A 26,736-nucleotide genomic window follows, 5' to 3' on the forward strand; every position below is an offset into this window, starting at 1 on the left:
CATGATCTTCTCTTATTGAAAGTTCCTAGTTCAGCATATCCAGCAGCCGTTGTAAATCCTGTTGGCTGTAATAGTTGATTTCAATCTTGCCCTTTTCTTTATTCGCTTTAATCTTAACGGTTGTTTTATATCGCTCACGCAAACTTTCTTCAACCTCTTCGATATAAGGGTCCCGTTTTTTATTGGTGCTTTTTGGTTTTTCCTTTTTCTTGCGATCAATCTGCTGCACTGCATCCTCAAGTTCACGAACGCTCCATTCGTGATCAATACACTGTTGTGCCAACTGCTTGATCATGGTAGCATCCTTTAACCCAACCAAGGCACGAGCATGTCCCATAGATAATGTTCCACGTGAAACATATTCCTTTACTTCTTCCGGAAGCGAAAGCAACCGTAAGAAGTTAGCGATATGAGATCGTGATTTCCCCACCTTCATGGATAATTCTTCCTGAGTTAATTGAAATTGATCCATCAGCCCCTGATAAGCTACGGCAACCTCCATCGCATTCAGGTTCTCACGTTGCAAGTTCTCAATCAGGGCAATCTCCATGACTTGCTGATCCGAGAAGGAACGAACGACAGCAGGTATGGTTGCATTGCCACAATATTGAGAAGCCCGGAATCGGCGTTCACCAGCTATGATTTCATAACCCTTTAGCACACTGCGAACAATGATAGGTTGAATAACCCCATGTTGCCGAATCGATTCAGCCAACTCTCGAATGGCCTCTTCATCAAAGGTTTTACGTGGCTGATACGGATTAGCCCGAAGTTGATTCAGTGGTATCTCAACCACTTTATCATCATCCTGGATTGACAATGCCGGAATTAAGGCATCTAATCCCTTACCCAACCGCTTATTCATAAGAGACCACTTCCTTTGCCAACTCTAAATAAACTTCCGCGCCCTTAGAGCGAGGATCGTAAGTAATGATAGATTGACCATGGGATGGCGCTTCACTAAGCCGCACATTACGTGGAATAACCGTTCTATAAACCTTCTGTTGGAAATACTTTTTAACCTCTTCAATGACCTGAATACCCAAATTTGTTCTGGCATCAAACATGGTCAGCAACACCCCTTCAATTTGCAAAGAAGTATTTAAGTGCTTCTGTACCAAGCGAACCGTATTCAATAATTGGCTTAACCCTTCCAAGGCATAATATTCACATTGGATAGGAATCAGCACCGAATCTGCCGCAGTCAATGAATTGATCGTTAGAATTCCGAGAGATGGTGGGCAATCGATCAAAATATAGTCATAGAGGTGACGGATCGGTTGCAGTGATTTTTTCAATCTTACTTCACGAGAAATCGTGGGAACCAGCTCAATTTCCGCACCTGCCAATTGAATGGTGGCTGGAATAATATGTAGGTTCTCAATTTCCGTAGGCGCGATGGCATCCCGCGGATTGACTTCATTAATGAGTACATCATAAATACAATTTGCTACATCTGCTTTATTAATGCCAACACCACTTGTCGTATTCCCCTGGGGGTCAATATCGATAAGCAGCACTTTTTTTCCAATTGCCGCGAGCCCTGCTCCCAAATTGACGGAAGTCGTCGTTTTACCGACGCCGCCCTTTTGGTTAGCTATCGCTATAATTTTAGTCAATCCAGTTCACCTCAATATAATAGAAGAATCTCTTTGTAGAACTTCAAGGTTGTAATCTAAGCTGCCGCTACAAAAAGACCAATAGCAATCCATGGTGAATCACCTGACGGTCGATTGCGCGTTCAATATCTTCGTATAGCCGAAAAAGAAGCTGACCTGCAAACCTGGCGGTCAGGGTCAGCGCATCCATACTATGAACGTTTTGGAATTTGAATCACGATCTCGTAATGATCCTCGTGGTCTTTCTCTTCCGTCTTGATTTGCAGGCCCGAACCGGTTACCATATCAATCGATTGACGAATTGTGTTTAATGCCAGCCGAACATCTTTCGTAAAGGAAATCCGTTTGGAAGGAGACTTCTTATTCTTGGCTACTTCCTTGTAGAAAGCAATCCGTGCTTCCGCCTGCTTCACATTAAGCTCTTTGCTAACAATTTCACCGAGCACCTTCAATTGCAATTCTTCCGTATCTAGCGATAACAAGGCACGTGCGTGACGCTCTGTAATTTTCCGTTCCATTAGCGCCGTCTTCACACCCTCAGGAAGCTGCAACAACCTGATTTTATTCGCAATCGTAGATTGGCTTTTCCCCAAACGCTGAGCGAGGCTCTCCTGAGTTAATTGATGAAGATCAATCAAGTTCTGATAAGCCACAGCCTCTTCGATGGAGGTCAATCCCTCTCGCTGTAGATTCTCAATTAATGCGATTGAAGCTGCTTGCGAATCATTGAAATCACGCAAAATGGCAGGAATGGATTCAAGTCCTAGCTTCTTTACCGCGCGCCAACGACGTTCACCAGCAATAATCTCATACTTATCATTTCGAAAACGTACTACAATAGGCTGGATGACACCGTGCGTACGAATAGTTTGACAAAGCTCCTCAATCTTATCGTCGTCAAAAATGGTCCGCGGCTGATAAGGACTACCGACAATTTCCCCCACCGGAATTTGTCTTACTTCATCTCCGCTGCTTCGTTCGGCTAAACCGAACAATTTAGAAAATTGTTCTTTCATTCCGTCAATTACCACCTAGTTTCATAGTGACATAAGGACAAGCCTTACGGATATCCCAGATATATCTATTCTACCACTTTTTTCTCTATAATCCTATGATCTTATTTTGCTAAATGTTGAATCCCCCTTAGCCCATGTTTCACGTGGAACAATTTGCTAAGGGGGATGTCTTCACATCCACTATATTAATGGTGTTTTTGCAGGTGTACCAGCCTTGCGGGGATATTTCTTAGGCGTCGCTGCCACCTTATTTACAATAACTAAATGCCGTTCTGATTGCTCCAAAGGGAGTACAAATTGCGGTGTCTTTACACATTTCCCCTTCAGCTCAGATAAGCTAAAGGCCGCCTCTTGCAGCTCGTCCTTGGGATCACTCCCCTTCATCGCCACAAACATTCCACCTGGCTTGACGAAAGGTAGGCAAAATTCATTCAATATGGCCATCCGGGCTACAGCACGAGCCGTCACCAAATCGAAGGAATCACGCAGTCCTGCCTGACGAGCTAAATCCTCAGCACGACCATGGAGCAGTTGTACGTTCTCAAGTCCTAGTTCATCCACCACATGCTGCAAGAACTGTATTCGCTTATTCAGCGAATCTACAATAGTTAGTTGCAAATGAGGATAACAAATTTTTAAGGGAATGCCGGGAAAACCCGCCCCTGAACCAATATCGGCCACGGAAGATATCTTATCTATCGACACATGAAATGCCAGACTTAACGAATCGTAGAAATGCTTGATATATACCTGCTCGCGGTCCGTAATGCCCGTTAAATTCATCTTCTCATTCCAGGAGACTAGCTCCTCATAGTATCGCTCAAATTGCTGTAGTTGCCTCGCTGAAAGCTCTATTCCATGCTCTTGCAGCAGGGCGCAAAATTGGGATTGAACAGAATCCACCTTCTTACCCTCCTGCCGCTGTAACCCTGTTATAGTGCTCCAGATAAACAAGCAAAATGGAAATATCCGCAGGCGTTACTCCGGAAATCCGCGAAGCTTGCCCAATGGAGATTGGACGGATTTTCGCCAGTTTTTGACGCGCCTCGATGGCCAAACCTTGAATATCATCATAATTGATTCGTTCAGGTATTTTTTTCTTTTCCATTTTTTGTAATTTTTCAACATGCAGTAACTGCTTTTCTATATAACCCGCATATTTGATCTGGATTTCAACTTGCTCCTGCATGTCCTCATCCAGTTCAATCTCAGAAGGAGAGACCTGACTAATCCCTTCATAACTAACTTCCGGACGGCGCAAGATCGTTAACAGATTGCTTCCATCCTGAATGGGCGCCGAGCCCACCGACTCCAGCAGCGCATTAATTTCTGAAGGACGTACCTTCGTCACGCGTAAGCGTTCGATTTCCTGCTCTACCTTATGTTTTTTGTCCATAAAGCGGGCGTAGCGTTCCTCAGAAATTAAGCCAATCTCATGACCTATTGGCGTTAAGCGCAAATCGGCATTATCATGACGAAGCAATAGACGATATTCTGCCCGGGAAGTCAGAAGTCGGTACGGCTCGTTGGTTCCTTTGGTGACCAAGTCGTCAATCAGCACGCCGATATATCCCTGAGAGCGGTCCAGAATTACGGGTTCCTTCCCTTGTACCTTACGTGCCGCATTAATACCGGCCATAATACCTTGTCCCGCCGCTTCCTCATAACCGGATGTACCGTTGATCTGTCCTGCTGTGAACAGGCCGGACAACCGCTTGGTTTCCAGCGAAGGCCACAGCTGTGTAGGAACCACCGCATCATACTCGATGGCGTACCCGGTGCGCATCATTTGTACATTTTGCAGACCTGGCACGGAACGAAGCATCTTCAACTGAACCTCTTCCGGCATACTGGTAGAGAAGCCCTGCACATAATATTCCGACGTATTCTTCCCCTCAGGCTCCAGGAAAATCTGATGCTTTGGCTTATCGCTAAAGCGAACAATTTTGTCCTCGATGGATGGACAGTAACGTGGTCCCGTCCCTTCAATAACCCCCGAGAACATTGGAGCACGGTGCAAGTTCTCGTTAATAATCCGGTGGGTATCCTCCGACGTATAAGTCAACCAGCATGGCAATTGCTCATTATCCGAAGACTTCGTCTCATATGAGAAGAACTTCGGCTTCGCATCGCCCGGCTGAATTTCCGTTTGCGAGAAATCAATCGTATCCTTATGCACCCGCGGCGGAGTACCTGTCTTGAAGCGAACCAATTCCAATCCAAGCTCCTTCAAATTCTGCGACAAACGCACCGAAGGCTGTTGGTTATTAGGCCCACTTTCATACATCAGCTCACCCATAATGATCTTGCCGCGCAGATAGGTTCCGGTCGTCAGCACCACTGCATCAGCCCGGTAGGCTGCTCCTGTCTTCGTCACCACACCCACGCAGCGACCTTCCTCAACGATCAATTCTTCCACCATACCCTGATGCATTGTCAGGTTGGATTCCTTCTCCATCGTTTCCTTCATCGTATGCTGATACAGGAATTTATCCGCCTGCGCCCGCAGCGCATGAACAGCCGGACCTTTCCCGGTATTCAGCATCCGCATTTGAATGAACGTCTTATCAATGTTACGTCCCATCTCGCCGCCCAAGGCATCCACCTCGCGCACCACATGGCCCTTGGCTGGCCCCCCTATTGAAGGGTTACAAGGCATAAAAGCAATCATATCCAAATTAATCGTGACCATCAGCGTACGACAGCCCATCCGCGCAGCAGCCAAAGCCGCCTCACAGCCTGCATGCCCTGCTCCGACCACGATTACATCATAGTTTCCAGCATCGTAACTCATCCATCTACCCCCTTTGCCCTACCCTTGCACATTCTGTCCGTAACATCATACCATGAACCGGTTCCGATGATACGTCCTCCAATTATTTCCCCAAGCAAAATTGCGAAAAAATCTGGTCAATCAGCGCATCCGGTGCCGAATCACCAATGACTTCGCCCAATTGCTCCCACGCGAGCCTTACATCAATCTGCAATATATCAATAGGAATCCCGCTATCCGCCGCTTCATATGCATCAGCAAGCGACTGCTTGGCCTGCTTGAACAGTGCAATATGCCGCACATTCGTGACATACGTCAAATCATTTGACTCCAACTGCCCGCCGAAGAACAAGGTAGCAATGGCCTCCTCCAGATGATCCAGCCCTTGTTCCGTCTTCACCGATAGCTCAACCACCGATTCCTCGGAAAAATAACGCCGTACCACCTCTCGATCCAACTGTTGCGGTAAATCCATCTTATTCAGCAAAACAATTGCCGTTCTGCCCTTCAGTTGCTCCATCAGGGCAATCTCATCCTCATGCAGCGGCTCCGCCCCGCTTAGCACCAGCAGAATCAGATCCGCGTCACTGAACGCTTCTCTGGAGCGCTCCACCCCAATTTGCTCGACCACATCCATCGTCTCACGAATCCCGGCCGTATCCAGCAGCTTGAGCGGAATTTGATTAATCGTTACATATTCCTCAATGACATCCCGCGTCGTTCCTGGAATATCGGTCACAATCGCCTTATTCTCCCGGGCTAACGCATTCATCAACGAGGACTTACCTACATTCGGACGACCTACAATTGCCGTCGTAATACCTTCTCTCAAAATCTTGCCTTGATTGGCCGTTTTCAACAGCACATCAATGCCTTCCGACACCGCCGCGCATTTCTGCTTGATGAACTCCATCGTCATCGACTCTACATCATGCTCTGGATAATCGATGTTGACCTCAATATGCGCCAGCGTCTCCACCAACGTATAACGCAGCTCAGACACCTTGCGCGACAGCTCCCCACCGACCTGCTTCAGCGCCACCGAGAAAGCCCGATCCGACTTTGAGCGGATCAGGTCGATGACCGCCTCCGCCTGCGACAGATCGATTCGCCCGTTCAAGAACGCGCGCTTCGTGAATTCCCCCGGCTCCGCCAATCGAATCCCCCGCTGCTGTAGCAGCAAATCCATCACGCGCTTGACCGAGATAATCCCGCCGTGCGTGCTCACCTCCACGACATCCTCCGTCGTGAACGATCGCGGCGCGCGGAACACCGTCACCAGTACCTCTTCCAGCTTCTCCTCCGTGGCCGGATCAACAATAAAGCCATAATGTACCGTATGGCTCGCCGACTCCGGCAACGCCGTCTTGCTGCGGAACAAACGTCCCACCTCGTCAACCGCCTCTGGCCCGCTCACGCGAATCACCGCAATCCCACTCTCACCCACGGCCGTGGAAATGGCCGCAATCGTATCGGTTAGCATCTATTTCACCTCACTAGTTCTCGTTGTAAATATCGTTGCAGCAATACAAATTCGTGAATGGAGCCGTTCCGCAAGTCGTATGATCCTCCGATCGCTGTTGCCATGGGATTGTCTGAATTGATAGCACACTACAAGGGTACAATCCCATGGCAAAGGCGAACACTTCCGTTTCTCCAGATTCATACGCCCCGCTCCACTAATCCATCTCACTCACCCCGAGCACACCTGCTCAAGCATCTCCTACGCTCGCTCCCCTGCGTTCACCTACACGCTCTGCTCTACGGCCTAGCGCATCCCGCAGGGACAGCGCTCTTACTCGTCAGCCACTCCCAACACTCTATACAATCTCATTACTCCCGCTCCCCTGCATTCACCCACACGCTCTGCTCCACACCTAGCGCATCCCGCAGGGACAGCGCTCCTTACTCGTCAGCCACTCCCAACGCTCTAACAACGCTCATTACTCCCGCTCCACCGCGTTCACCCACACGCTCTGCTCCACACCTAGCGCATCCCGCAGGGACAGCGCCTCCTTGCTCGTCAGCCACTCCCAACGCTCTAACAACGCTCATTACTCCTCTTACCTGACTGCACCCACAAAATGTCACCACAGTAAAGGCGGGCCCCAAAGGGCGAAAAGCCGACTCCTTACTCACCAAATCCAAAGCAGCGCCGAAAGCAGTAGTGCCTCCACCATCCTTGCCAGGTAACCCGGGTGAGCCAAAAGTAAGACGTACCCGAAGGGGGAAAAGCGTTCCATGCACCAAAGTAAAGCGCATCCCCAAAGGGGACAGCGAGCAGGAGCGCCTCACTCCCTCCCACGTTACTCCAGTTTGCGGGAGCCCAGAGGGCAGCAAGCCCTCGGGCGCCCTCCCTTACAGTAAGGGAGGGGTGGGGAGGGTTGAGATAAAATAAACGCAACGACCCCCACCCGGCTTACGCCGAGCAAACGTCATTGCGTCACATTCATCTGCCGTGCTTCAGTGCAATCACCACTCGCCGGTTAGGCTCATCGCCTTTGCTATAAGTCTTGACCTCCGGATGATCCTGAAGCTGGGAATGAATCACTTTGCGCTCCTGCGGCGACATTGGCTCCAGCGTAACTTCTTTGCGTGTGCGAACAACCCGCCCGGCCAATCTGTCGGCAAGCTCCTCCAGCGTCTTCTTCCGGCGCTCCCGGAAGTTCTCGGCATCAAGGATAATACGGATAAAGCTATCAGAATAACGGTTAGCGATAATATTCGCCAAGTATTGCAGGGCATCGAGGGTTTGTCCTCTTCGCCCGATCATTAATCCCAAATCATGTCCCGAAATGTTCAGTACGGTATTATCTTTGCCCTGGACGATCTCGACTTTCACGTCGAGGCCCATATTCTCGCCGACGTCCCGTACGAATGACGCCGCTTCCTCATAGGGGTTCTTATCACCGAATGTCTTCTCCTGCTGATGTACAGATTCAGGCACACGGAGCTTAGAATCACTCCCTTGCGAAGAGGGTACCGTTCGGGCAGGTTCCAACAAAGTGAGCTCTACCTTTGCTGCCTTGACCCCGATCAGACCCAGGAATCCTTTTGATGGCTGCTCCAACACATTCACGGCGACTTGATCCTCGGTGGTGCCGAGCTTGGCCAATCCTTGTCTTACAGCATCTTCAACGGTTTTTCCCGACGTCACAATTTTATTCATTTCGATTTTTTTGCCTCCTTGGCACCTCTGCCACCGGGATGGCCGGCTTTTAGATTGGAACCGCCACGCTTCTTATTAGAAGAGGAAGTAACCGACTCGACTCCCGCCACAGCGACAACCGGGTCCTTCTTACGATAGATGAAGAAGTTCTGCCCAATCGTGTACAAGTTACTGAATACCCAATACAACGGCAATGCGGCAGCGAAGTTATAGGCCATTACAAAAATCAAAACAGGATATACCCACATCATAAACGCCATTGGCCCTTGCATACCTGCAGGGTTGACGTTCGACATCATCTTCGTTTGGATGAATGTCGTAATCGCAGCGATGGCCGGCAAAATAAACAGCTTGTCCGGTTCACCTAACTGCAGCCACAGGAAGGAATGCTCCCGAATGGCAGAGTTGTAAAATATGGAGTTATATAACGCAATGAACACTGGCATTTGAATAATCAGAGGGAAACAACCGGCCATTGGATTGACCTTATGCTCCTGGAACAGCTTCATCGTTTCCTGTTGCTGCTGCTCTGGATTATCCTTATATGTCTCCCGAATCTTCTGCAATTGCGGCTGAATCGCCTGCATTGCCTTGGAGCTCTTCACCTGCTTCAGTGTCAGCGGTAAAATCAATGTCCGGACAATCAACACCAGAATTAAAATCGCAAGGCCATATTCGCCATTGAACCACTCGGCAAATGTATCAAGCGCATACGAGAAATAGTAGACCACATTCGCGGTCCACCACGAACCTGCTTTCATGTCTTCAGTCGTGGTTGCTAAATGAGCATTTTGTGTTCCGCAGCCGGCAAGCACAGTAATCAGCCCGACTGCCAGAAGGAGAAGAAGCCATCTTCTTCGGTTAGTCATCAATCGCGACACTTCAAAACCCCTCTCTTAACCTATCCGTTCAACGTAAATCATAACATATTTAAAGGGACAAGGAAACAAAGCTGCTTAACGCCCGGAAGGCCGCAGCAGCATGGCTTTGCGCAACACATGAAGCACGCTTTTTTCCAGGTCTTTGTAGTCCATTCCAACAGCTCCGGCACGCACGATCAAGATCAGATCGACATGGTCCCGAATCTCGGCCTCATGCAGCCGGACAATTTCCTTCAACATTCGTCGCATCCGGTTGCGCACGACAGCGTTTCCGATTTTTTTACTGGCTGAGACCCCCAGTCGAAAACGTTCAATATCCGATTTATTGGACCAATACACAACAAGTTGGCGATTAGCGAAGGATTTGCCGAACCGGTAAATGCGGTTGAAGTCGGCACGGTTTCTCAAACGAAGTTGTTTATGCACAAATAATCTCCTTGATTCGCGGCTACTGTTATAGAGGTTGTTCAAAAAGTCGTCTTCCCAGAACGGAGTTGTTCAAGGAGCAGATTCGACATCGAATCTTGAATTCAGCCGGGCCTAGCATATGCTTCCGTAGTATGTTTCCTTCAGAAACATTTGAGTTGCTCACGTAGCCATGCTTCCGAAGTCGTTTTCTCCGAAAACGTGTAGCTCCGCTACTCAGTCCCTGGCTTCATCCAACTCAAGCGTTTTGAAAAAACGCACATCGAAAGCATAGGCCTCGGTCCTGTAAACCCAACTTTTTGAACTCGCAGTTTATAGTATAGACCAACTATCGCAGCAACCTATCGCTTAATACAAAAAAAAGACCACCGCGGTGGTCTTTACGCACGCTTTACGCACTCAGAACTTTTCTGCCTTTGAGACGACGAGCAGCGAGAACCTTGCGGCCGTTTTTCGTGCTCATTCTTTTACGGAAACCGTGAACCTTTTTACGTTTGCTCACATTTGGTTTGAAAGTCGGTTTCATCTATTGCACCCCCTCACAGGAAATCATCTAAACTTTAATAATAACTCATAACCAGCGTCTATGTTTACCATTTTCATATCCACAGAAAATGCCTTTTTACATTTAATCATACCAGCTATGAAAAGTCAACCTAACTTCCGGCCTTCTCTCCATGCCGTCACCGATATTTCTTAATTATACACAATCCACAGGGTTAATTCACAAATTTAGTTTTCCACAGCCCATTCTCCCCTTTCCCGGCGCATAGAGTTATGCACATGTGGAAAAGTTTTTTAGCCTTTCCTTGTGTCCTCAGATAGAGTATTATTGAAGATAATAAGTTGTATACAAGTATACCAGTTTGAAATTAAGGGGTGGATTTATATGAAATTAGGTATGATTGGACTCGGAAAAATGGGTTTGCATCTGGTCATCAACCTGTTGGAGCATCAACATGAAGTCGTCGCCTACGACACCAATGAGTCGTCGGTGAGCTTGGCCGCCGCCAAAGGAGCCCTCCCCGCTACTAGTCTGGAGGAATTGGTTCGCTCTCTGGAAACGCCGCGAGTGATCTGGGTGATGGTTCCCGCTGGCGCGCCTCTACGCACCGTCGTAGAATCACTTACCCCCCTGCTGGGTGCGGGCGATATCATTATTGATGGAGGTAACTCTCATTACCAGCATTCGCAAGAACTCGCCCAGCAACTGGCCGCGCATCAGCTTCATTTTATGGATATAGGGACTTCCGGGGGTGTAGAGGGTGCTGAGCAAGGCGGATGCTTCATGGTTGGTGGAGACGAGACCGCCTTTCATTATATTGAACCCATTCTGCAGGACATCGCTGTTCAGAGCGGATATATGTACACCGGCCCTGCGGGCAGCGGACATTTTCTGAAAATGGTGCACAACGGCATCGAATACGGCATGATGCAGGCGATTGCGGAAGGCTTCGAGCTATTGGATAAAAGTCCGTATAACTACGACTTCGAACAAGTGGCTGGGGTCTGGTCCCATGGCTCTGTGATTCGCAGTTGGCTGATGGAGCTTGCGCAAAGCGCCTTCTCCAAGGACCCGAAGCTGGATAAGCTACGCGGGGTCATGAATTCCTCTGGTGAAGGCAAATGGACGGTGGAAACTGCCCTTGATTTGCAAGCTAATACCCCGGTCATCGCCATGTCGCTCTTTATGCGCTATCGTTCGCTCCAGGAGGACACTTTTCACGGTAAAGTTGTCGCTGCCTTGCGCAATGAATTTGGAGGTCATGCCGTCGAGACCGTGGACTAATACTCCAGCGGCCTGGTTTCCCAATCCCGGGAATTTCGTGCTATGATCAAGGTATTTAAGTCCCAATAACGGATGAATATAGTGGGTTCGTTTCCCGGATAGGAGTCAAAAAAGCATGCATTACCCTTCTACGTGGTTAACAGGCAGTTCTCTCGGCGAGTCCATCGCTGCTGAGCTCAGGCTGCGCATTATTAACGGTACGCTCAAACCTGGCGAGGTGTTGTCAGAGAATCGTATCGCTGGAGACTTCGGCACCAGCCGTTCTCCGGTCCGCGAAGCGCTCAAGACGCTCTCCGGTGAAGGACTGATTACCCTGCAACGTATGGGAGCCGTGGTGAATGGCCTCAGTTTAAACGATGTGAAGGAACTGTATGATGTGCGCTATTTGATTGAAAGCTTTGCTTGGAAGCATCTGGCGGCCCATCCGGAGGAACTGATAGCTCCCCTGGCCCAAAGCATCGACAAAATGGAACTGGCCGGCAAGCATCTTGATGTCGTTGAGTTTGCCTATCAGGATATCAGCTTCCACGAAATCATCATTAACGGAGCCAAGCACACGCGCATCCTGCATTTATGGACCAGTATTCGGCAAATTGTGATGACCGTGATGCTCGTAACAACCCAAAATATCCTTTCTCAAAATGAAGATAAAATTAGTTACGTAGTCGATAAGCACCGCAAGCTGCTGCAAGGACTAGAATCGCGGGATAGCGAGTTAATTCAGCGCAATGTCGAGGAATATTTCTCCGATTCCTTTGAAACCCTGCACTCGAGCATGCCTCACGAATAGATAGAGAGGAGAATTTGAAGTTGCTGAACTATATGATCGGTCTCGATATCGGCACGACTAGCACGAAGGCCGTCCTGTTTGAACGCAGTGGGCAACCCTTGGCTACAGCCAACCAGGAATACCCGCTCTACACGCCTTCCCCTTTCGTAGCGGAGCAAGATCCGGATGAAATTTTTGAGGCCGTCCTTTCTGCCATTGGGCAGGTCACCCGATCGAGTGGCATTGCACCTGAGCAGATTGGGTTAGTCTCCTTCAGTTCGGCTATGCATAGCATTATTCCGGTCAATGCCGAAGGTGAACCACTTATGAATTGCCTCACCTGGGCGGATAATCGTAGTGCGGCCTGGGCCGACAAGTTAAAAAAAGAGCTAGGTGGACACGAGCTTTATCGCCGTACCGGTACGCCCATACATCCCATGTCTCCGCTAACCAAGTTGCTTTGGCTACGCCATGAGCAGACGGATGTTTTTAATCAAGCAGATAAATTTATTTCTATTAAAGAATATGTATTCCATAAGCTGTTCGGACAATATGTGATTGATTATTCTGTAGCTTCAGCTACCGGACTGTTCAATTTGGAGAAGCTGGATTGGGATGAGCAGGCTCTTGAGCTGGCTGGCATTACGCCCGATCACCTCTCCCGGATTGTCCCGACGACCCATGTGTTGCAAGGTGTAGCCTCGGTTTATGCCGAGACGATGGGCCTCCTCCCCTCGACTCGCTTCATTATAGGTGCAAGCGATGGTGTGTTATCCAACCTCGGAGTAGATGCGATAGATCCCGGCGTCGTTGCCGTCACTATCGGCACCAGTGGAGCCATCCGTACCGTCGTAGATCGGCCGCAAACGGACCCGGAAGGACGGATATTCTGCTATGCGCTCACGGATAAGCATTGGGTCATTGGAGGACCGGTCAACAATGGGGGCGTCATCTTCCGTTGGCTGCGGGATGAATTTGCGGCGGCCGAATCTGAGACAGCCAAACGCCTGGGCCTAAGTCCCTATGATCTGCTGACGCAAATTGCCGAGCGGGTTCAGCCGGGGGCTGATGGTTTGATTTTCCATCCGTATCTGACCGGAGAGCGGGCTCCTCTATGGAACGCTAATGCTCGCGGCTCCTTCTTCGGACTCACGTTGCATCATCAGCGAGAACATATGATTCGCGCCGTGCTGGAGGGAATTCTGTATAACCTCTACTCCGTACTGATCGCTATTGAGGGTCAGATCGGGCGGCCTCGTAAAATTCAAGCTACAGGCGGTTTTGCCCGTTCTCCACTCTGGCGGCAAATGATGGCCGATATTTTTGATCAAGAAGTCGTAATTCCCGAGAGTTATGAAAGCTCTTGCCTGGGAGCTGTTGTTCTTGGTCTATACGCCTTGGGCGAAATCGAATCGCTCGATGCCGTCAAAGAAATGGTAGGCGGTACGCACCGGCATGAGCCAATACCTGAGCATGCTGCAGTTTATAAGCAGTTGATGCCGATTTTCACCCGCATATCTGCCAAATTAGAGGATGAATACGAAGCAATAGCAGCTTTCCAGCGTCAAATAAGTTCAAATTAGCGTAATTCTATGAAAAAAATCTGTACTCAAATTGAGTACAGATTTTTTTTGGCCGAATTTTCGACTCTATTTTGACTACAATTCGACTAGGAAGGTCGATTTGCTAGCAACATATTTCGCGTTCCTTGTTTATTAACTTGTGTATAATTTTTTCTGAATTTCTTGCATCCTGTCGAATTCTAAACAATTTATAAACAATATGTAGTGGTGTGAATGAAAATTATGCACAAGTTATTGAATTTGTGGATAAAAGCGTGGAGCACATTGAAAAACAGGGCTTCTTTTGCTATGATTATATTGTTTTCGTTGTGAATATCTATGTTTGCCTGCTAAATTATTAACAGGCTGTGGATAACATTGTGAACAATTTTTACTTTCTACATGTTTATAATCATTATATTCTACTTAACATTGGGGATAAACTTCCCCTTTATTTATGTTTTCTCGACCTCTTTCTGTATGGCCTTCAGCCACAATTGGAAGATTTAAAAGGAGTGACAGTCTGTGGACAGCCATACTTCTGAAATATGGCAACATATCTTATCTATTATCAATACCAAACTGAGCAAACCCAGCTTCGATACCTGGTTTAAAGCAACCAAAATCGTATCGCTGACGGATCAATCCATTATCATCTCCGCGCCAACTACCTTCGCCGTAGAATGGCTGGAGAGCCGCTATACCAAGCTCGTCGCAACTACTGTTCTGGAGTATTTGGGCAAGCAGGTGGATGTAACATTTGTGATTGAAGAATCAGCCCCACCGGAGCTAACCCAGGTGGTGAAGGAGCCTCCCGCTCCCGTCCCCATCGAGGAAAGCGTTTCCCATATGCTGAATCCGAAATACACCTTTGATACGTTCGTCATAGGTTCTGGCAACCGTTTTGCCCATGCCGCTTCCCTGGCGGTAGCCGAAGCACCGGCGCGGGCCTATAACCCACTGTTCCTCTACGGCGGCGTGGGACTTGGCAAGACGCATCTAATGCATGCCATTGGCCATTATATTTTGGAACATAGCCCTAGCAGCAAGGTCGTCTATATTTCCTCCGAGAAATTTACGAACGAATTCATTAACTCCATCCGGGACAACCGCGCGGAAAGTTTCCGCAATAAATACCGTAACATCGATATTCTGCTCATTGACGATATTCAATTTTTGGCGGGTAAGGAATCGACGCAAGAGGAATTTTTCCATACCTTCAACGCCCTTCATGAAGAGCGCAAGCAGATTATTATTTCCAGTGATCGCCCGCCAAAAGAAATTCCAACGCTCGAAGAACGGCTTCGTTCCAGGTTTGAATGGGGATTGATAACCGATATCCAGCCCCCTGATCTGGAGACGCGGATCGCGATCTTGCGTAAGAAGGCCAAGGCCGAGAATCTGGACATTCCGAACGAAGCGATGATGTATATCGCTAACCAGATTGATACCAACATTCGTGAGCTTGAAGGCGCGCTGATTCGCGTTGTTGCCTACTCCTCGCTGATCAATCAAGATGTGACAAGCCATCTGGCCGCGGAAGCGCTCAAGGACATCATTCCTTCCAGTCGTCCGAAGATGATCACGATTCAGGACATTCAGCAGCGGGTTGGAGATTACTATAACTTGAAGCTCGATGACTTCAAGGCGCGCAAACGAACGAAGGCCATCGCCTTCCCGAGGCAAATCGCTATGTACCTGGCCCGGGAACTTACCGACTTCTCGCTGCCTAAGATCGGCGATGCTTTTGGCGGACGAGACCACACCACCGTCATCCATGCCCATGAGAAAATAACCCAACAGCTCAAGATTGATCAGGAGCTATTCAAAATCGTGAACAATATTACCGAAAAAATAAAAAGTGCGACCTGAATAAGGGGTAAGCCTATGCACATGATATGCACATGTGGATAGGCTTCATTTCATATTCATTCTGTTGTTATCCACATATTCAGGGCCCCTACTACTTCTTCTAAAAATATATAAAGATATACACATCCTTAATAACGCAGCGCAAAACACTTTCGGTCCCAACTTCAAATCCCGAAGTGCTTGCCTGCCACCAAGAAGAAGTCAAGGCTTCCTGCTGACGGATGATACATAGAATTAAGCTATGCATCACGGCAATCTTTTATTCCGAAGCTTTTCTCTAGAAGATATGCTTCATACCAGTAGAGTTATGCTTACGAAGTAGTTTATTGCGAGGTTATTCTCTAAGAAGTCCATGCTTCATAAAACTGAGTTTATGCTTACGAAGTAAGTTTTATTGCGAAGTCATTCTCTTTAGAAGCTTATGCTTCATAAAACTTTTAGGAGTTGAATTTATGAAAATCCGTATTCTGAAACATGATCTGAACGAATCCATCCAACATGTGGCCAAAGCCATTTCCAGCCGTACAACGATTCCGATTCTGACCGGGATTAAGCTAGATGTTAATTTTCAAGGTATGACGTTAACCGCCAGCGATACGGATATCTCCATCCAGGCCTATATTCCGGCTGAGGATCAGGAGAAGCAGATCGTTCAGGTTGAACGTCCGGGTAGCGTTGTTCTGCCAGCCAAATTCTTTGTCGAAATTATCAAGAAGTTGCCTTCGCCAGAGATTGAGATGGAAGTGAAAGAAGGATTTCAAACCTTTATTCGCTCAGGTTCGACGGATATTCAGATGGTGGGCCTTGATCCCGAGGAATTCCCTGTGCTGCCAAGCATTGAAGAGAACCAAATTGTATCGATTCCCGGGGACCTGCTGAAGAACATGATTCGCCAAACGGGCTTTTCTATCTCCACGAACGAGACATCCCCTATTTTGACCGGGGTACTTTGGAATTTGGCTGATAATCAATTCAAATTTGTAGCAACGGACCGCCACCGTCTGGCCAGCCGCATTGCTGGACTTGATGATGCCGAAGGCGTTCGTTTCAGCAATATTGTCATCGCCGGTAAAACGCTGAATGAGCTGAGCAAAATCATTCCCGAGCAAAATACGCGCGTAGAAATCGTGGTTGCTGACAACCAGGTGTTGTTTAAGATTGACCGTGTGCTGTTCTACACCCGTATTTTGGACGGAACTTATCCCGATACCTCCAAGATTATTCCGACAACTTACAAAACAGAACTCGTTCTGGACACGAAGAAGCTGAGTGATTCCATCGACCGCGCTTATTTGCTGTCTCGTGAGGAGAAGACGAATATTGTCCGCCTGCAAACGATGGAGGATGGCACCATCGAAATCTCCTCCAGCTCATCTGAACTGGGGAAAGTAACAGAGCAATTGGATGTTGCCAAGTTCACAGGAGAACCGCTACGTATTTCCTTTAACTCCAAATATATGCTGGACGTGCTGAAAGTGGTAGAAAGTGAGCAACTGCATATCGGCTTTACTGGAGCTATGAGTCCGATTATTATCAAACCGGTGGATGATAGCCAAAGTTTGTATTTGATTCTGCCTTACCGGACAACGAACTAAAGGTTAGAGGTAGTTCAAAAAATCGTCTTCCCAGAACGAAGCAGTTCGAGAAGGAAATTCGACATCGAATCTTGAATTCAGCCGGGCCAAGCGTAGGCTTCCGTAGCATGTTTCCTTCAGAAACATTTTAGTTGCTCACGTAGATCTGTCTACGCTCCGCTACTCAGTCCCTGGCTTCATCCAACCTTCTTGGTCCTAAAAACCCGATTTTTTGAACTCGCACTAGCACTATTAGTATTTTTTTGCGAAAGGAACATCAGTCGTCATGAAAAAAATCTCGATTTCGAGCGAATATATTAAACTGGATTCTTTCTTGAAGCTGGCCGATTGCGTCTCCACAGGCGGCATGGCCAAAGCGATGCTGCAAGAAGGTGCAGTCAAGGTCAACCAGGAACCCGAGGAACGCCGTGGGCGGAAGCTATACGCGGGCGATATCGTTGAGGTGGAAGGCTGCGGCTCATTTCAGGTGACAGCGGAATAAAGCTTCGTGGGCAGAATGATGAGGGGGCTTGAAAGAACGTGTTTGTAAAACAATTAACGCTGCAAAACTACCGCAATTACGACACGCTTTCGCTAGGCTCCTTTGGCGCGGTCAACCTGTTGATTGGACGTAATGCCCAAGGCAAAACCAATCTGCTGGAGGCCTTGTTTGTCATGGCTTTGACGAAGTCCCATCGGACGGGGAAAGACAAAGAACTGATCAACTTCGATCAGGATCATGCGGTAGTCACCGCCGAGGTTGAGAAGAAGTATGGTACCGTTCAGTTGGAACTGCGGTTGACTACCCAAGGCAAAAAGGCCAAGATTAATGGCCTTGAGCAGCGTAAGCTGAGTGATTTTATCGGAGCCATGAACGTCGTGATGTTCGCTCCTGAGGATCTGGAGATTGTGAAGGGAACACCTGGCATCAGGCGCCGTTTTCTCGATATGGAGATTGGTCAGGTGCAGCCAAGCTACCTTTACCATCTACAGCAATACCAGAAGGTGCTGCTACAGCGCAACAATTTGCTGAAGCAAGCCTGGAATGCGGGTCCTGAGCTTACTGCCATGTTGGAGATCTGGAATGAGCAATTGGCAGAGCATGGTGTTAAAATCGTCAAAAAAAGGAAACAATTTATAAGAAAACTGCAAAAATGGGCCGAGCACATTCATGAAGGCATCACCGGGGGCGGTGAAACGCTGAAATTATCCTACCTTCCTTCGTTTGGCGAAGCTGGTGAGGAAGATGAAGCTGTCCTATTGGAGCAATTTATGATAAAGTTATCACAAATGAAGGATCAGGAAATCCGCCGGGGCATGACGTTGTGCGGGCCGCATCGCGATGATATGTCTTTTGATATCAACGGGAACGAAGCGCAGGTATACGGCTCCCAGGGACAACAGCGAACGACGGCATTATCTTTGAAGCTGGCGGAGATTGAGCTCATTCATGAAGAGATCGGAGAATATCCCATTTTGCTGCTGGACGATGTGTTGTCTGAACTGGACCCCTATCGTCAAACCCAACTGATTGAGACTTTTCAGAGCAAAGTGCAGACGTTCATAACGGCGACAGGGCTCGAAAGCATTAATGCCGGCCGGCTACAGGACGCCAGCATTTTTCATGTTCAGGAAGGTCAAGTCAAAGTCTAATAGGCGGAGGGATAACATGTATATTCATTTGGGCGGTGAGAAGGTTATTTTATCTTCGGAATTGGTCGCCATCTTTGATATTACGATTGAGAAATCTTCCAAGATATCCAAGCAATTTATCCAGCATGCGCTGAAAGAGAAAAATGTGGTGCGTATCGGCGAAGAGGAAGCCAAGTCGATTGTGGTCACACAGGATGAGATTTATTACTCACCCATTTCCTCTGCGACGCTCAAGAAGAAAGCGAATGTGATCTTGGCGGTATAGCCTTGCATAGATGTTCCGCACTTGAACAGTTTGATTATGGAGAAGTAGGTGAAGGCATTGTCAATGAATGAACAAACATATGACGAGAGTAATATACAGGTGCTTGAAGGCCTGGAAGCGGTACGTAAACGGCCCGGAATGTACATCGGCTCAACCAGCTCCCGCGGTCTGCATCACCTGGTATGGGAGGTCGTGGACAATAGTATCGATGAGGCATTAGCCGGTTACGCCAACAAAATCGACGTCATTGTTCATCAGGATAACAGTGTCACGGTTATCGATAATGGCCGGGGCATTCCGGTCGGCATGAATGAGAAGCTGCAGAAGTCAACGGTTGAAGTCGTCATGACGGTACTTCATGCCGGAGGTAAATTCGGTGGCGGCGGATATAAAGTATCTGGTGGGCTTCACGGGGTAGGCGTTTCGGTAGTTAACGCTTTGTCCGAGAAATTAATTATTCAGGTCAAGCGGGAAGGTCAGATCTATCAACAGGAATATCGCCGGGGTATACCGCAGTATGACCTGAAGGTTGTTGGCACCTCCGAGGAATCGGGAACAACCGTGACATTCTGGCCGGATGCAGAGATCTTCACGGAAACGACCGAATATGAATACAACACGTTGCTGACCCGGATTCGCGAACTGGCTTTCTTGAACAAGGGCATTAATTTGTCCCTGCTTGATGAGCGGACCGATACCGGGGAGTCGTTCCATTACGAGGGCGGCATCATGGAGTACGTGAAATATTTGAATCAGAATCGTGAGGTGCTTCACGAGACTCCGATTTACGTGGAAGGCCAGCGAGAAATGATCCAGGTAGAAATCTCGCTGCAATACAATGACAGCTATACGGAGAATATATTTTCCTTCGCTAACAACATTCATACGCATGAAGGCGGAACGCATGAATCGGGCTTCAAGAGTGCCTTAACCCGGATCATTAACGACTACGCCCGCAAAAGCGGCATGATCAAGGATAGTGACTCTAACTTGACCGGCGATGATGTGCGGGAAGGCTTAACCGCGATCATCTCCGTGAAGATTCCAGAGCCTCAGTTCGAAGGACAAACAAAAACCAAGCTCGGTAACAGTGAGGTGCGCGGGATTGTCGATTCCCTGTTTGCCGAGAAGCTGCAGGAATTCATGGAGGAGAACCCGTCTGTAGCGCGGCGGGTGCTGGAGAAGTCCTTGCAAGCCTCACGAGCCAGAGAAGCCGCTCGTAAGGCTCGGGAACTGACACGGCGGAAGAGTGCGCTGGAGGTCAGCTCGCTGCCAGGTAAGCTGGCAGACTGTTCTTCGAAGGACGCCTCAATCAGTGAGCTGTACATCGTCGAAGGGGACTCCGCAGGGGGATCCGCCAAGCAAGGGCGTGACCGTCACTTCCAAGCGATTCTTCCGCTGCGCGGGAAGATCCTGAACGTTGAGAAGGCACGGCTCGACCGTATTCTCGGCAATGCCGAGATCCGAGCTATTATTACGGCGCTGGGTACGGGGATTGGTGAAGAATTCGATATTGCGAAGGCCCGTTATCATAAGGTCATCATTATGACCGATGCCGACGTCGACGGTGCACATATTCGTACGCTGCTGTTGACCTTCTTCTTCCGTTACATGCGGAGAATTATCGAAGCGGGTTACGTCTACATCGCTCAGCCACCACTGTTCAAGATTGAGCGAAACAAAGTCGTTCGCTATGCCGGTTCCGAGAAGGAACGCGATGATATTATCGCTGAATTTGGGGAAGGCGTGAAAGTAAACGTACAGCGCTATAAAGGTTTGGGCGAGATGAATCCGGAGCAGCTATGGGATACGACCATGGACCCGGAAAGTCGAACTATGCAGCAGGTATCGATTGCCGATGCCATTCAGGCTGATGCCATCTTTGATGTCCTGATGGGGGATAACGTTGAACCTCGGCGTGACTTCATCCATGAGCATGCAAGACATGTAAAAAATCTCGATATTTAATCTGATTCCGGGGTATTTCATACCACGCCATGCAGAAGAGAAAGGCTGTTCCAAGCAGGGCCTTGTTGCCCGGTGCTTGGCGCAGCCTTTTGTTATTTTATGCTCTTGGCCTTCAAGCGTCCGTAAGCGACGGCATAACGGCGTATTTTCTGATAGACCTCCTTGGAGTGAAGCAGCTTGAAGGGGAAGAGGGCAGGCTTTGTATTCACTTCCAGAATCCAAAGCTGATGTTGTTCATCGATGGCGATGTCCAGACCGATCTCTTTTAATTTGGGGAACTTATGAGTCATTTGTCGTGCCACCTGGACACCCAGAATTTTGATTTCTTTGTATTTCTGGGCAAATTCACGTGGCCCCATATAAGGACCAAGTAAATCCTCGATCAGCATGACATCTCCGCCACCGTGATAGTTAGTAATGACCTTCTGCTGGGCGGCAATCCGGCCAATAATACCGGTTGTCTCCCAATTTTTGTTCGGCGTTTGCTGCACCAGAGCACGGATATCAAATCTGCGACGCCGATGGGTGAGTAAATGAATACCCTTCTGGATCAGATAAGGACGGGTTTCTATTTTTTCGTTTAAAGCAGCATAGAGTTCATCTACGGTCTCAAATAACCTACTCTCGATGCCGAACCGTAGCTTGTATTGGACCGGGTTATCCGGGGCCAGATCATCGGTCCACTGCTCAATGCTCATGACCCCGTTGCCGTAAGTGCCGTGGTCGGGCTTGATGAAGACGTAGCCGTAAGTATCCAGCATACTTCGGAGCTGCTCCAGAGAGTATTTGCGGGTATCGGGGATATAGGCACGGAGCGACTCTTGCCGGTAAATGACCTTGGTTTTCTCCCATTTGCTCGCAATGCGTTGAATCGTCAAAATAGGTTCCATCCTTTCTTGAATGGTGTTTTTGCCCCTGTTTCTCCATGCGAAAAACATAGGACAGAAGAGATAAACAATGGTATAATAATAAGATATGGGGATTTTATAAGATTTTTCGGCATTTCAAAGAAAATGCCTATATCCGTAGTGTATGAACGCACGTATCGATGGGAGTGGACACATCCCTATTTTTTGCTGTCTATATGGATGGTGCTCTGGAAAACGGCCAGGTTTAATTGAGCTCATTATGTGAAAGAAATATATATAAGTGGCGGTTTTTCAGGCTTTTTCCCTAGTGAGGCACGTGGATAGATATTGAAGGAGGTCCAGCATGGCGGAAGAAAAATTCTCTCAAATCATAGATCGGGACATTAATGTGGAAATGCGCGAATCCTTTATGGATTACGCTATGAGCATTATTGTCAGCCGCGCGTTGCCGGATGTACGGGACGGTCTGAAGCCGGTACACCGCCGTATTTTGTTTGCTATGAACGAACTTGGTATGCATCCCGATAAGCCGTTCAAGAAATCGGCGAGAATCGTTGGTGAGGTCATTGGTAAGTACCATCCCCACGGGGACTCGGCTGTTTATGAGACAATGGTACGGATGGCTCAGGACTTCTCAATGCGGTATATGCTTGTCGACGGTCATGGCAACTTTGGTTCCATTGACGGCGACATGGCTGCGGCCATGCGTTATACGGAAGCACGGCTGTCCAAGATTGCGATGGAAATGCTGCGTGATATCAACAAGGAAACTGTTGATTTCATGCCTAACTATGATGGCGAAGAGCATGAGCCTGTTGTCTTGCCTTCCCGGTTCCCTAACCTGCTGGTCAACGGGGTATCAGGGATAGCGGTTGGGATGGCCACTAATATTCCGCCGCATAACCTGGGTGAGGTTGTTGAAGGGGTTCAAGCGATTATTAAGAACCCGGACATCAGCTCGCTGGAATTGATGGATTATATCAAAGGTCCGGATTTCCCAACTGCAGGTTATATTTTGGGACGGTCTGGTATCCGTCAGGCTTATACGACAGGACGCGGCTCTGTGACGATGCGGGCAAGAACCAACATCGAGGAGCATAACAACAAAGCGCGGATCGTGGTTGAGGAACTGCCTTATCAAGTTAACAAAGCCCGCTTGGTGGAGAAAATCGCCGAGCTGGTACGGGAGAAGAGAATCGACGGGATTACCGATTTGCGCGATGAATCTGACCGTACCGGGATGCGCGTGGTCATTGAGCTTCGCCGTGACGTGAATCCAAGCGTGGTGCTGAACAACTTGTACAAGCATACGGCGCTGCAAAGCACGTTCGGTATTAATATGCTGGCTATCGTGAACAATGAGCCGAAGATTCTGACGCTCAAGGAAGCACTTAGCCATTATTTGCAACATCAGATTGAAGTTGTGCGCCGGCGTACGGAATTCGACCTGAAGAAAGCCGAAGCCAGAGCTCATATTCTCGAAGGCTTGCGGATTGCGCTGGATTATATCGACGAAGTTATTGCGCTCATTCGTGGTTCCAAATCGGATGAGGAGGCTCGTGAGGGCTTGATCAACCGTTTTGGTCTGAGCTATGAACAAGCCCAGGCTATTCTGGACATGAGACTTCGCCGGTTGACCGGTTTGGAACGTGAGAAGATTGAAGGCGAATATAACGAACTGTTACAAAGAATCGCCGAGTACCACGAGATCCTGGGTAATGAACATCTGGTATTGAGCATCATTGATGAAGAATTGCAGGAGATCCGCGACAAATATAATAATCCACGCCGTACAGAAATCACCGTTGGTGAAGAGAGTATTCTCGATGAGGATTTGATTCCTCAAGAAGAAGTGGTCATTACAATTACGCATACGGGTTACATCAAACGTTTGCCAGTAACGACCTATCGTAGCCAGAAACGCGGTGGACGTGGGGTAGTTGGGATGGATACGAAGGATAATGACTTTGTGGAGCATCTATTCGTAACGAACTCCCACCATTATCTGATGTTCTTCACCGACCGTGGGAAGGCCTATAGGCTCAAAGCCTACGAGATTCCTGAGCTTGGCCGGACGGCGCGCGGGACACCTATTATCAACCTGATTCAAATTGAGCAGGGTGAGACGGTTAACGCAGTCATTGAGGTTGAACGCTTTGACGAAGATAAATATTTATTCTTCGCTACGCGGCGAGGCATCGTGAAGAAAACGCCAATCGAGGATTACATTAACATTCGCAGGGGCGGCTTGATTGCCGTTAATCTACGGGACGATGATACTCTGATTGATGTGAAGCTCACCGATGGCAAGCAGGAAGTGATCATGGGCACGGCTCAAGGGATGTCTATTCGCTTCCAGGAGAGCGACGTGCGCTCCATGGGTAGAGCGGCTACTGGTGTTAAGGGTATCACACTGGATGACCAGGACGAACTAATTGCCATGGATGTTGTTGTACCTGAACAAGACGTATTGATTGTAACTGCCAAGGGCTACGGCAAGCGGACTCCGGCCTCGGAATACCGTAAGCAAACCCGTGGTGGTAAGGGGATCAAGACGATTAACGTAACGGACAAGAACGGGACAGTAGTAAGTCTGAAGGTTGTGAAGGATGAAGAGGACCTGATGATTATTACCTCCAGTGGTACGTTGATTCGTACGAGCATGGAGGGAGTCTCCACCATGGGTCGGAATACGCAAGGCGTCAAGCTGATCAACATCCGCGAGGATGATTCGGTAGCCACCGTTTGCCGCTCTGATAAGAGCGAAGAAGAAGACGAACTTAACGAGGAAATGCTTCTCTCGGAAGATTCAGCCGAGGTAGAAGGTCCAGAAACGAATGATGGGGAAGAATAAACTTCCTCTCAACTCAAGAACTCCCGGTGACGGCAATGTCATTAAGTTAAGCCTAGAGACAAAATGATAATTGGTGATGGGGAAACAAACGGCATAAGGAAAATCCTGTGTCGTTTGTTTTTTTATGCAGACAATTGGAAATGCGTACAGCAAACAAAGCGGATGGAATGTCCGCTTTAAAAATGTTCATCCCTATTGAATTATGCTACTCTATAAACGAAGCTAACGACTGATTGCGAGCGGACTTTGCGCGTATTCGTCTGCCCGGGGCGATGGGACCGAATCGGCAAAAGGTTCTTGCGAATCAGTGCTTCAACATCGGGCGGGGGATCATCATCTCTTGAGCGCAGAAATTGTCTACAAACGTAAACGGCCACCGTGAAGTTGACTTGGTAGGGGTGCCGCTTATCCATTTGGGAAATGAAGACGTGCGAGGTCATCATTTCAGCAAAGTTGTACATGATCATTCTTGCGAAAATCTCTTGGAGGATGAACTCCCGTTTCTTCGCGTGAAAGTTCGTCAAACCGACGGTATATTTCAATGCCCTGAACGAGGTCTCAATGCCCCATCGCATATTATAGATAGATTTGATCTCCTCTGGCGGAAAGTCAGCGTCAGAAAGATTCGTCATGACCGTTTCGTATTCGCCGTTAGGCAGGTGGAGGCGAAGCACCCGAAAGGAAATCGGGTAAAACAAGTGCTCACGCAGATCTAAAAAGTCAAATGTAGAAGTAGCAGGGACGAATCGGTATATCTCGGGATGAGCCTTGATCTCGTTGGTTTGTTTTTTGGTGAGTGTCAGGTGAACCGGGAGATCAAACTCTCCATCTGTAGGCAACGGCAAGCTTCTAACCATGCCGCTAGAATCCCTTACTCGTATGACATAGTTCCACCCTTTGCGTTCAATATGTGCGAAATTGTTGTAACTTTCATAACCCCGATCCGCAATAACCATGGTTTTTCCTTGGATAGAGGAACGGTCCACCATGTCGGCTAGTGCCTTCCCTTCATGACATAACCTTCGCGGCTGAACAATCGCATCCACGTAAAGTCGGTTGCACAAGTCATAAGCTGCGTTCAAATGAAGAAGGTTATAGCCCTTCGTGTCCGGCTGGCTTTGAAAGTAGGTATTCGTGTCTAAAGGATCCGTGGCAATATGTAAATCTGAGCCGTCAATGGCCAGTAATCGATAGCCGCGGTAGTCCTTGATATCCATGTACGATTGCGTAAATTTGTGAAACAAGCCCTCCACCGCAGACGGAAGAATCTTATTTCGCTGCTGAACAAAAGCAGAAGTGGTCGCCGTGTTCACGTCATAGCCCTGCAATTCCAAAAGTTCCTTGTACAGGCTGTTGCCGCCCATGGAAATCAGGAGCTGCATCACCGTTTCAAACGGTAGCTTTTTCGTTCGGGTAAAGTCCTTACCGGGATGTTTAACATAAGGTTCGGGTGCCGCTGACATCTCTTGTATCAGGGAGGTCAGCGTTTTTTTAAGCGTGTCCGCATATGTTTTCAATGACAAAACCTCCTCGTTTTTCAAGGGGCTTCGCCACACATTTCAGACCACTTGTCAAGCCTTTTTCCTTGTTGTCGGCGCAAAAAAAAGAGCGGGCTATCTTTTCGATAACCTGCTCTTTTTCTTGATTCTGGGCTCATTCCTTAACTTAATGACATTG

Annotated in this window: 22 protein-coding genes; 10 read left to right on the plus strand and 12 right to left on the minus strand. The window is 48.3% G+C overall.

Features of this window, described 5'->3' with window-relative positions; all coding sequences use genetic code 11:
• Positions 1-25: 25 nt before the first annotated feature.
• The 10 genes from BN3279_RS09895 to rpmH form a co-directional block, all read right to left on the minus strand.
• Positions 26-865, minus strand: a complete 840-nt coding sequence (locus BN3279_RS09895) for a ParB/RepB/Spo0J family partition protein (protein WP_059050440.1) — start codon at positions 863-865, stop codon at positions 26-28.
• The gene (locus tag BN3279_RS09900; RefSeq protein ID WP_059050441.1) at positions 858-1,619 is read right to left on the minus strand and encodes a ParA family protein; all 762 of its coding nucleotides are present in this window, start codon (positions 1,617-1,619) and stop codon (positions 858-860) included. Before BN3279_RS09900 ends, BN3279_RS09895 begins: the two co-directional genes overlap by 8 nt.
• Before the next feature lie 191 nt (positions 1,620-1,810).
• Positions 1,811-2,635 (minus strand): nucleoid occlusion protein, encoded by an 825-nt coding sequence (noc, locus tag BN3279_RS09905; RefSeq protein ID WP_059050442.1) that lies wholly within the window; start codon positions 2,633-2,635, stop codon positions 1,811-1,813.
• A gap of 180 nt (positions 2,636-2,815) precedes the next feature.
• A complete protein-coding gene (gene rsmG, locus BN3279_RS09910) occupies positions 2,816-3,538 on the minus strand; it encodes a 16S rRNA (guanine(527)-N(7))-methyltransferase RsmG (RefSeq protein WP_059050443.1) in 723 nt (240 codons plus the stop codon).
• 4 nt (positions 3,539-3,542) lie between these two features.
• Positions 3,543-5,429, minus strand: a complete 1,887-nt coding sequence (mnmG, locus tag BN3279_RS09915; RefSeq protein ID WP_059050444.1) for a tRNA uridine-5-carboxymethylaminomethyl(34) synthesis enzyme MnmG — start codon at positions 5,427-5,429, stop codon at positions 3,543-3,545.
• Positions 5,430-5,511: 82 nt separating this feature from the next.
• Positions 5,512-6,891: a tRNA uridine-5-carboxymethylaminomethyl(34) synthesis GTPase MnmE gene (gene mnmE / locus BN3279_RS09920; RefSeq protein WP_059050445.1), complete on the minus strand. Its 1,380-nt coding sequence runs from the start codon at positions 6,889-6,891 to the stop codon at positions 5,512-5,514.
• Between the two features lie 966 nt (positions 6,892-7,857).
• Positions 7,858-8,577, minus strand: coding sequence for an RNA-binding cell elongation regulator Jag/EloR (jag, locus tag BN3279_RS09925; RefSeq protein ID WP_059050446.1), 720 nt, complete (start codon positions 8,575-8,577; stop codon positions 7,858-7,860).
• Positions 8,574-9,458 (minus strand): YidC/Oxa1 family membrane protein insertase, encoded by an 885-nt coding sequence (locus BN3279_RS09930; protein WP_059050447.1) that lies wholly within the window; start codon positions 9,456-9,458, stop codon positions 8,574-8,576. The genes jag and BN3279_RS09930 overlap by 4 nt, the downstream gene beginning before the upstream one ends.
• Positions 9,459-9,533: 75 nt before the next feature.
• A complete protein-coding gene (gene rnpA / locus BN3279_RS09935) occupies positions 9,534-9,884 on the minus strand; it encodes a ribonuclease P protein component (RefSeq protein WP_059050448.1) in 351 nt (116 codons plus the stop codon).
• Between the two features lie 391 nt (positions 9,885-10,275).
• Positions 10,276-10,410 (minus strand): 50S ribosomal protein L34, encoded by a 135-nt coding sequence (gene rpmH, locus BN3279_RS09940; protein WP_009223341.1) that lies wholly within the window; start codon positions 10,408-10,410, stop codon positions 10,276-10,278.
• Positions 10,411-10,773: 363 nt separating this feature from the next.
• Here rpmH and gnd point away from each other — a divergent pair, with 363 nt between their 5' ends.
• The 9 genes from gnd (at position 10,774) to gyrB (ending at position 21,336) form a co-directional block, all read left to right on the plus strand.
• The gene (gene gnd / locus BN3279_RS09945; RefSeq protein WP_059050449.1) at positions 10,774-11,673 is read left to right on the plus strand and encodes a phosphogluconate dehydrogenase (NAD(+)-dependent, decarboxylating); all 900 of its coding nucleotides are present in this window, start codon (positions 10,774-10,776) and stop codon (positions 11,671-11,673) included.
• Positions 11,674-11,788: 115 nt separating this feature from the next.
• Positions 11,789-12,463, plus strand: a complete 675-nt coding sequence (locus tag BN3279_RS09950) for a GntR family transcriptional regulator (protein WP_059050450.1) — start codon at positions 11,789-11,791, stop codon at positions 12,461-12,463.
• A 32-nt stretch (positions 12,464-12,495) separates the two neighbouring features.
• On the plus strand, positions 12,496-14,025 hold the full coding sequence (gene gntK / locus BN3279_RS09955; RefSeq protein ID WP_059050520.1) for a gluconokinase: 1,530 nt from the start codon (positions 12,496-12,498) through the stop codon (positions 14,023-14,025).
• A 504-nt stretch (positions 14,026-14,529) separates the two neighbouring features.
• Complete coding sequence (gene dnaA / locus BN3279_RS09960; RefSeq protein ID WP_059050451.1) at positions 14,530-15,876, plus strand: chromosomal replication initiator protein DnaA; 1,347 nt, start codon at positions 14,530-14,532, stop codon at positions 15,874-15,876.
• A gap of 452 nt (positions 15,877-16,328) precedes the next feature.
• Complete coding sequence (gene dnaN / locus BN3279_RS09965; protein WP_059050452.1) at positions 16,329-17,471, plus strand: DNA polymerase III subunit beta; 1,143 nt, start codon at positions 16,329-16,331, stop codon at positions 17,469-17,471.
• A gap of 265 nt (positions 17,472-17,736) precedes the next feature.
• On the plus strand, positions 17,737-17,952 hold the full coding sequence (yaaA, locus tag BN3279_RS09970; RefSeq protein WP_059050453.1) for a S4 domain-containing protein YaaA: 216 nt from the start codon (positions 17,737-17,739) through the stop codon (positions 17,950-17,952).
• A 38-nt stretch (positions 17,953-17,990) separates the two neighbouring features.
• The gene (gene recF / locus BN3279_RS09975) at positions 17,991-19,103 is read left to right on the plus strand and encodes a DNA replication/repair protein RecF (RefSeq protein ID WP_059050454.1); all 1,113 of its coding nucleotides are present in this window, start codon (positions 17,991-17,993) and stop codon (positions 19,101-19,103) included.
• 16 nt (positions 19,104-19,119) lie between these two features.
• Positions 19,120-19,368, plus strand: coding sequence for an extracellular matrix regulator RemB (gene remB, locus BN3279_RS09980; protein WP_059050455.1), 249 nt, complete (start codon positions 19,120-19,122; stop codon positions 19,366-19,368).
• Positions 19,369-19,431: 63 nt separating this feature from the next.
• Positions 19,432-21,336: a DNA topoisomerase (ATP-hydrolyzing) subunit B gene (gyrB, locus tag BN3279_RS09985; RefSeq protein ID WP_059050456.1), complete on the plus strand. Its 1,905-nt coding sequence runs from the start codon at positions 19,432-19,434 to the stop codon at positions 21,334-21,336.
• 92 nt (positions 21,337-21,428) lie between these two features.
• Here gyrB and BN3279_RS09990 read toward each other — a convergent pair whose 3' ends face one another.
• A complete protein-coding gene (locus BN3279_RS09990; RefSeq protein ID WP_059050457.1) occupies positions 21,429-22,214 on the minus strand; it encodes a YheC/YheD family protein in 786 nt (261 codons plus the stop codon).
• Positions 22,215-22,548: 334 nt separating this feature from the next.
• On the opposite strand from BN3279_RS09990, the gene gyrA reads away from it, so the two are divergent.
• Positions 22,549-25,059, plus strand: coding sequence for a DNA gyrase subunit A (gyrA, locus tag BN3279_RS09995; RefSeq protein WP_059050458.1), 2,511 nt, complete (start codon positions 22,549-22,551; stop codon positions 25,057-25,059).
• 200 nt (positions 25,060-25,259) lie between these two features.
• On the opposite strand, the gene BN3279_RS10000 is transcribed toward gyrA, so the two are convergent.
• Positions 25,260-26,576: an IS4 family transposase gene (locus BN3279_RS10000; RefSeq protein WP_198343571.1), complete on the minus strand. Its 1,317-nt coding sequence runs from the start codon at positions 26,574-26,576 to the stop codon at positions 25,260-25,262.
• Between the last annotated feature and the right edge of the window lie 160 nt (positions 26,577-26,736).

This window comes from Paenibacillus senegalimassiliensis, assembly GCF_001486585.1.
In the GTDB taxonomy this organism is placed as follows: Bacteria; Bacillota; Bacilli; order Paenibacillales; family Paenibacillaceae; genus Fontibacillus; species Fontibacillus senegalimassiliensis.

What these genes read in the sequence shown, in the direction of transcription:
- BN3279_RS09895 (WP_059050440.1), bottom strand. Translation starts at nt 865, where the DNA reads ATGAATAAGCGGTTGGGTAAGGGATTAGATGCCTTAATTCCGGCATTG.
- noc (WP_059050442.1), bottom strand. Translation starts at nt 2,635, where the DNA reads ATGAAAGAACAATTTTCTAAATTGTTCGGTTTAGCCGAACGAAGCAGC.
- mnmG (WP_059050444.1), bottom strand. Translation starts at nt 5,429, where the DNA reads ATGAGTTACGATGCTGGAAACTATGATGTAATCGTGGTCGGAGCAGGG.
- mnmE (WP_059050445.1), bottom strand. Translation starts at nt 6,891, where the DNA reads ATGCTAACCGATACGATTGCGGCCATTTCCACGGCCGTGGGTGAGAGT.
- jag (WP_059050446.1), bottom strand. Translation starts at nt 8,577, where the DNA reads ATGAATAAAATTGTGACGTCGGGAAAAACCGTTGAAGATGCTGTAAGA.
- rpmH (WP_009223341.1), bottom strand. Translation starts at nt 10,410, where the DNA reads ATGAAACCGACTTTCAAACCAAATGTGAGCAAACGTAAAAAGGTTCAC.
- gnd (WP_059050449.1), top strand. Translation starts at nt 10,774, where the DNA reads ATGAAATTAGGTATGATTGGACTCGGAAAAATGGGTTTGCATCTGGTC.
- BN3279_RS09950 (WP_059050450.1), top strand. Translation starts at nt 11,789, where the DNA reads ATGCATTACCCTTCTACGTGGTTAACAGGCAGTTCTCTCGGCGAGTCC.
- gntK (WP_059050520.1), top strand. Translation starts at nt 12,496, where the DNA reads ATGATCGGTCTCGATATCGGCACGACTAGCACGAAGGCCGTCCTGTTT.
- dnaN (WP_059050452.1), top strand. Translation starts at nt 16,329, where the DNA reads ATGAAAATCCGTATTCTGAAACATGATCTGAACGAATCCATCCAACAT.
- yaaA (WP_059050453.1), top strand. Translation starts at nt 17,737, where the DNA reads ATGAAAAAAATCTCGATTTCGAGCGAATATATTAAACTGGATTCTTTC.
- remB (WP_059050455.1), top strand. Translation starts at nt 19,120, where the DNA reads ATGTATATTCATTTGGGCGGTGAGAAGGTTATTTTATCTTCGGAATTG.
- gyrB (WP_059050456.1), top strand. Translation starts at nt 19,432, where the DNA reads ATGAATGAACAAACATATGACGAGAGTAATATACAGGTGCTTGAAGGC.
- gyrA (WP_059050458.1), top strand. Translation starts at nt 22,549, where the DNA reads ATGGCGGAAGAAAAATTCTCTCAAATCATAGATCGGGACATTAATGTG.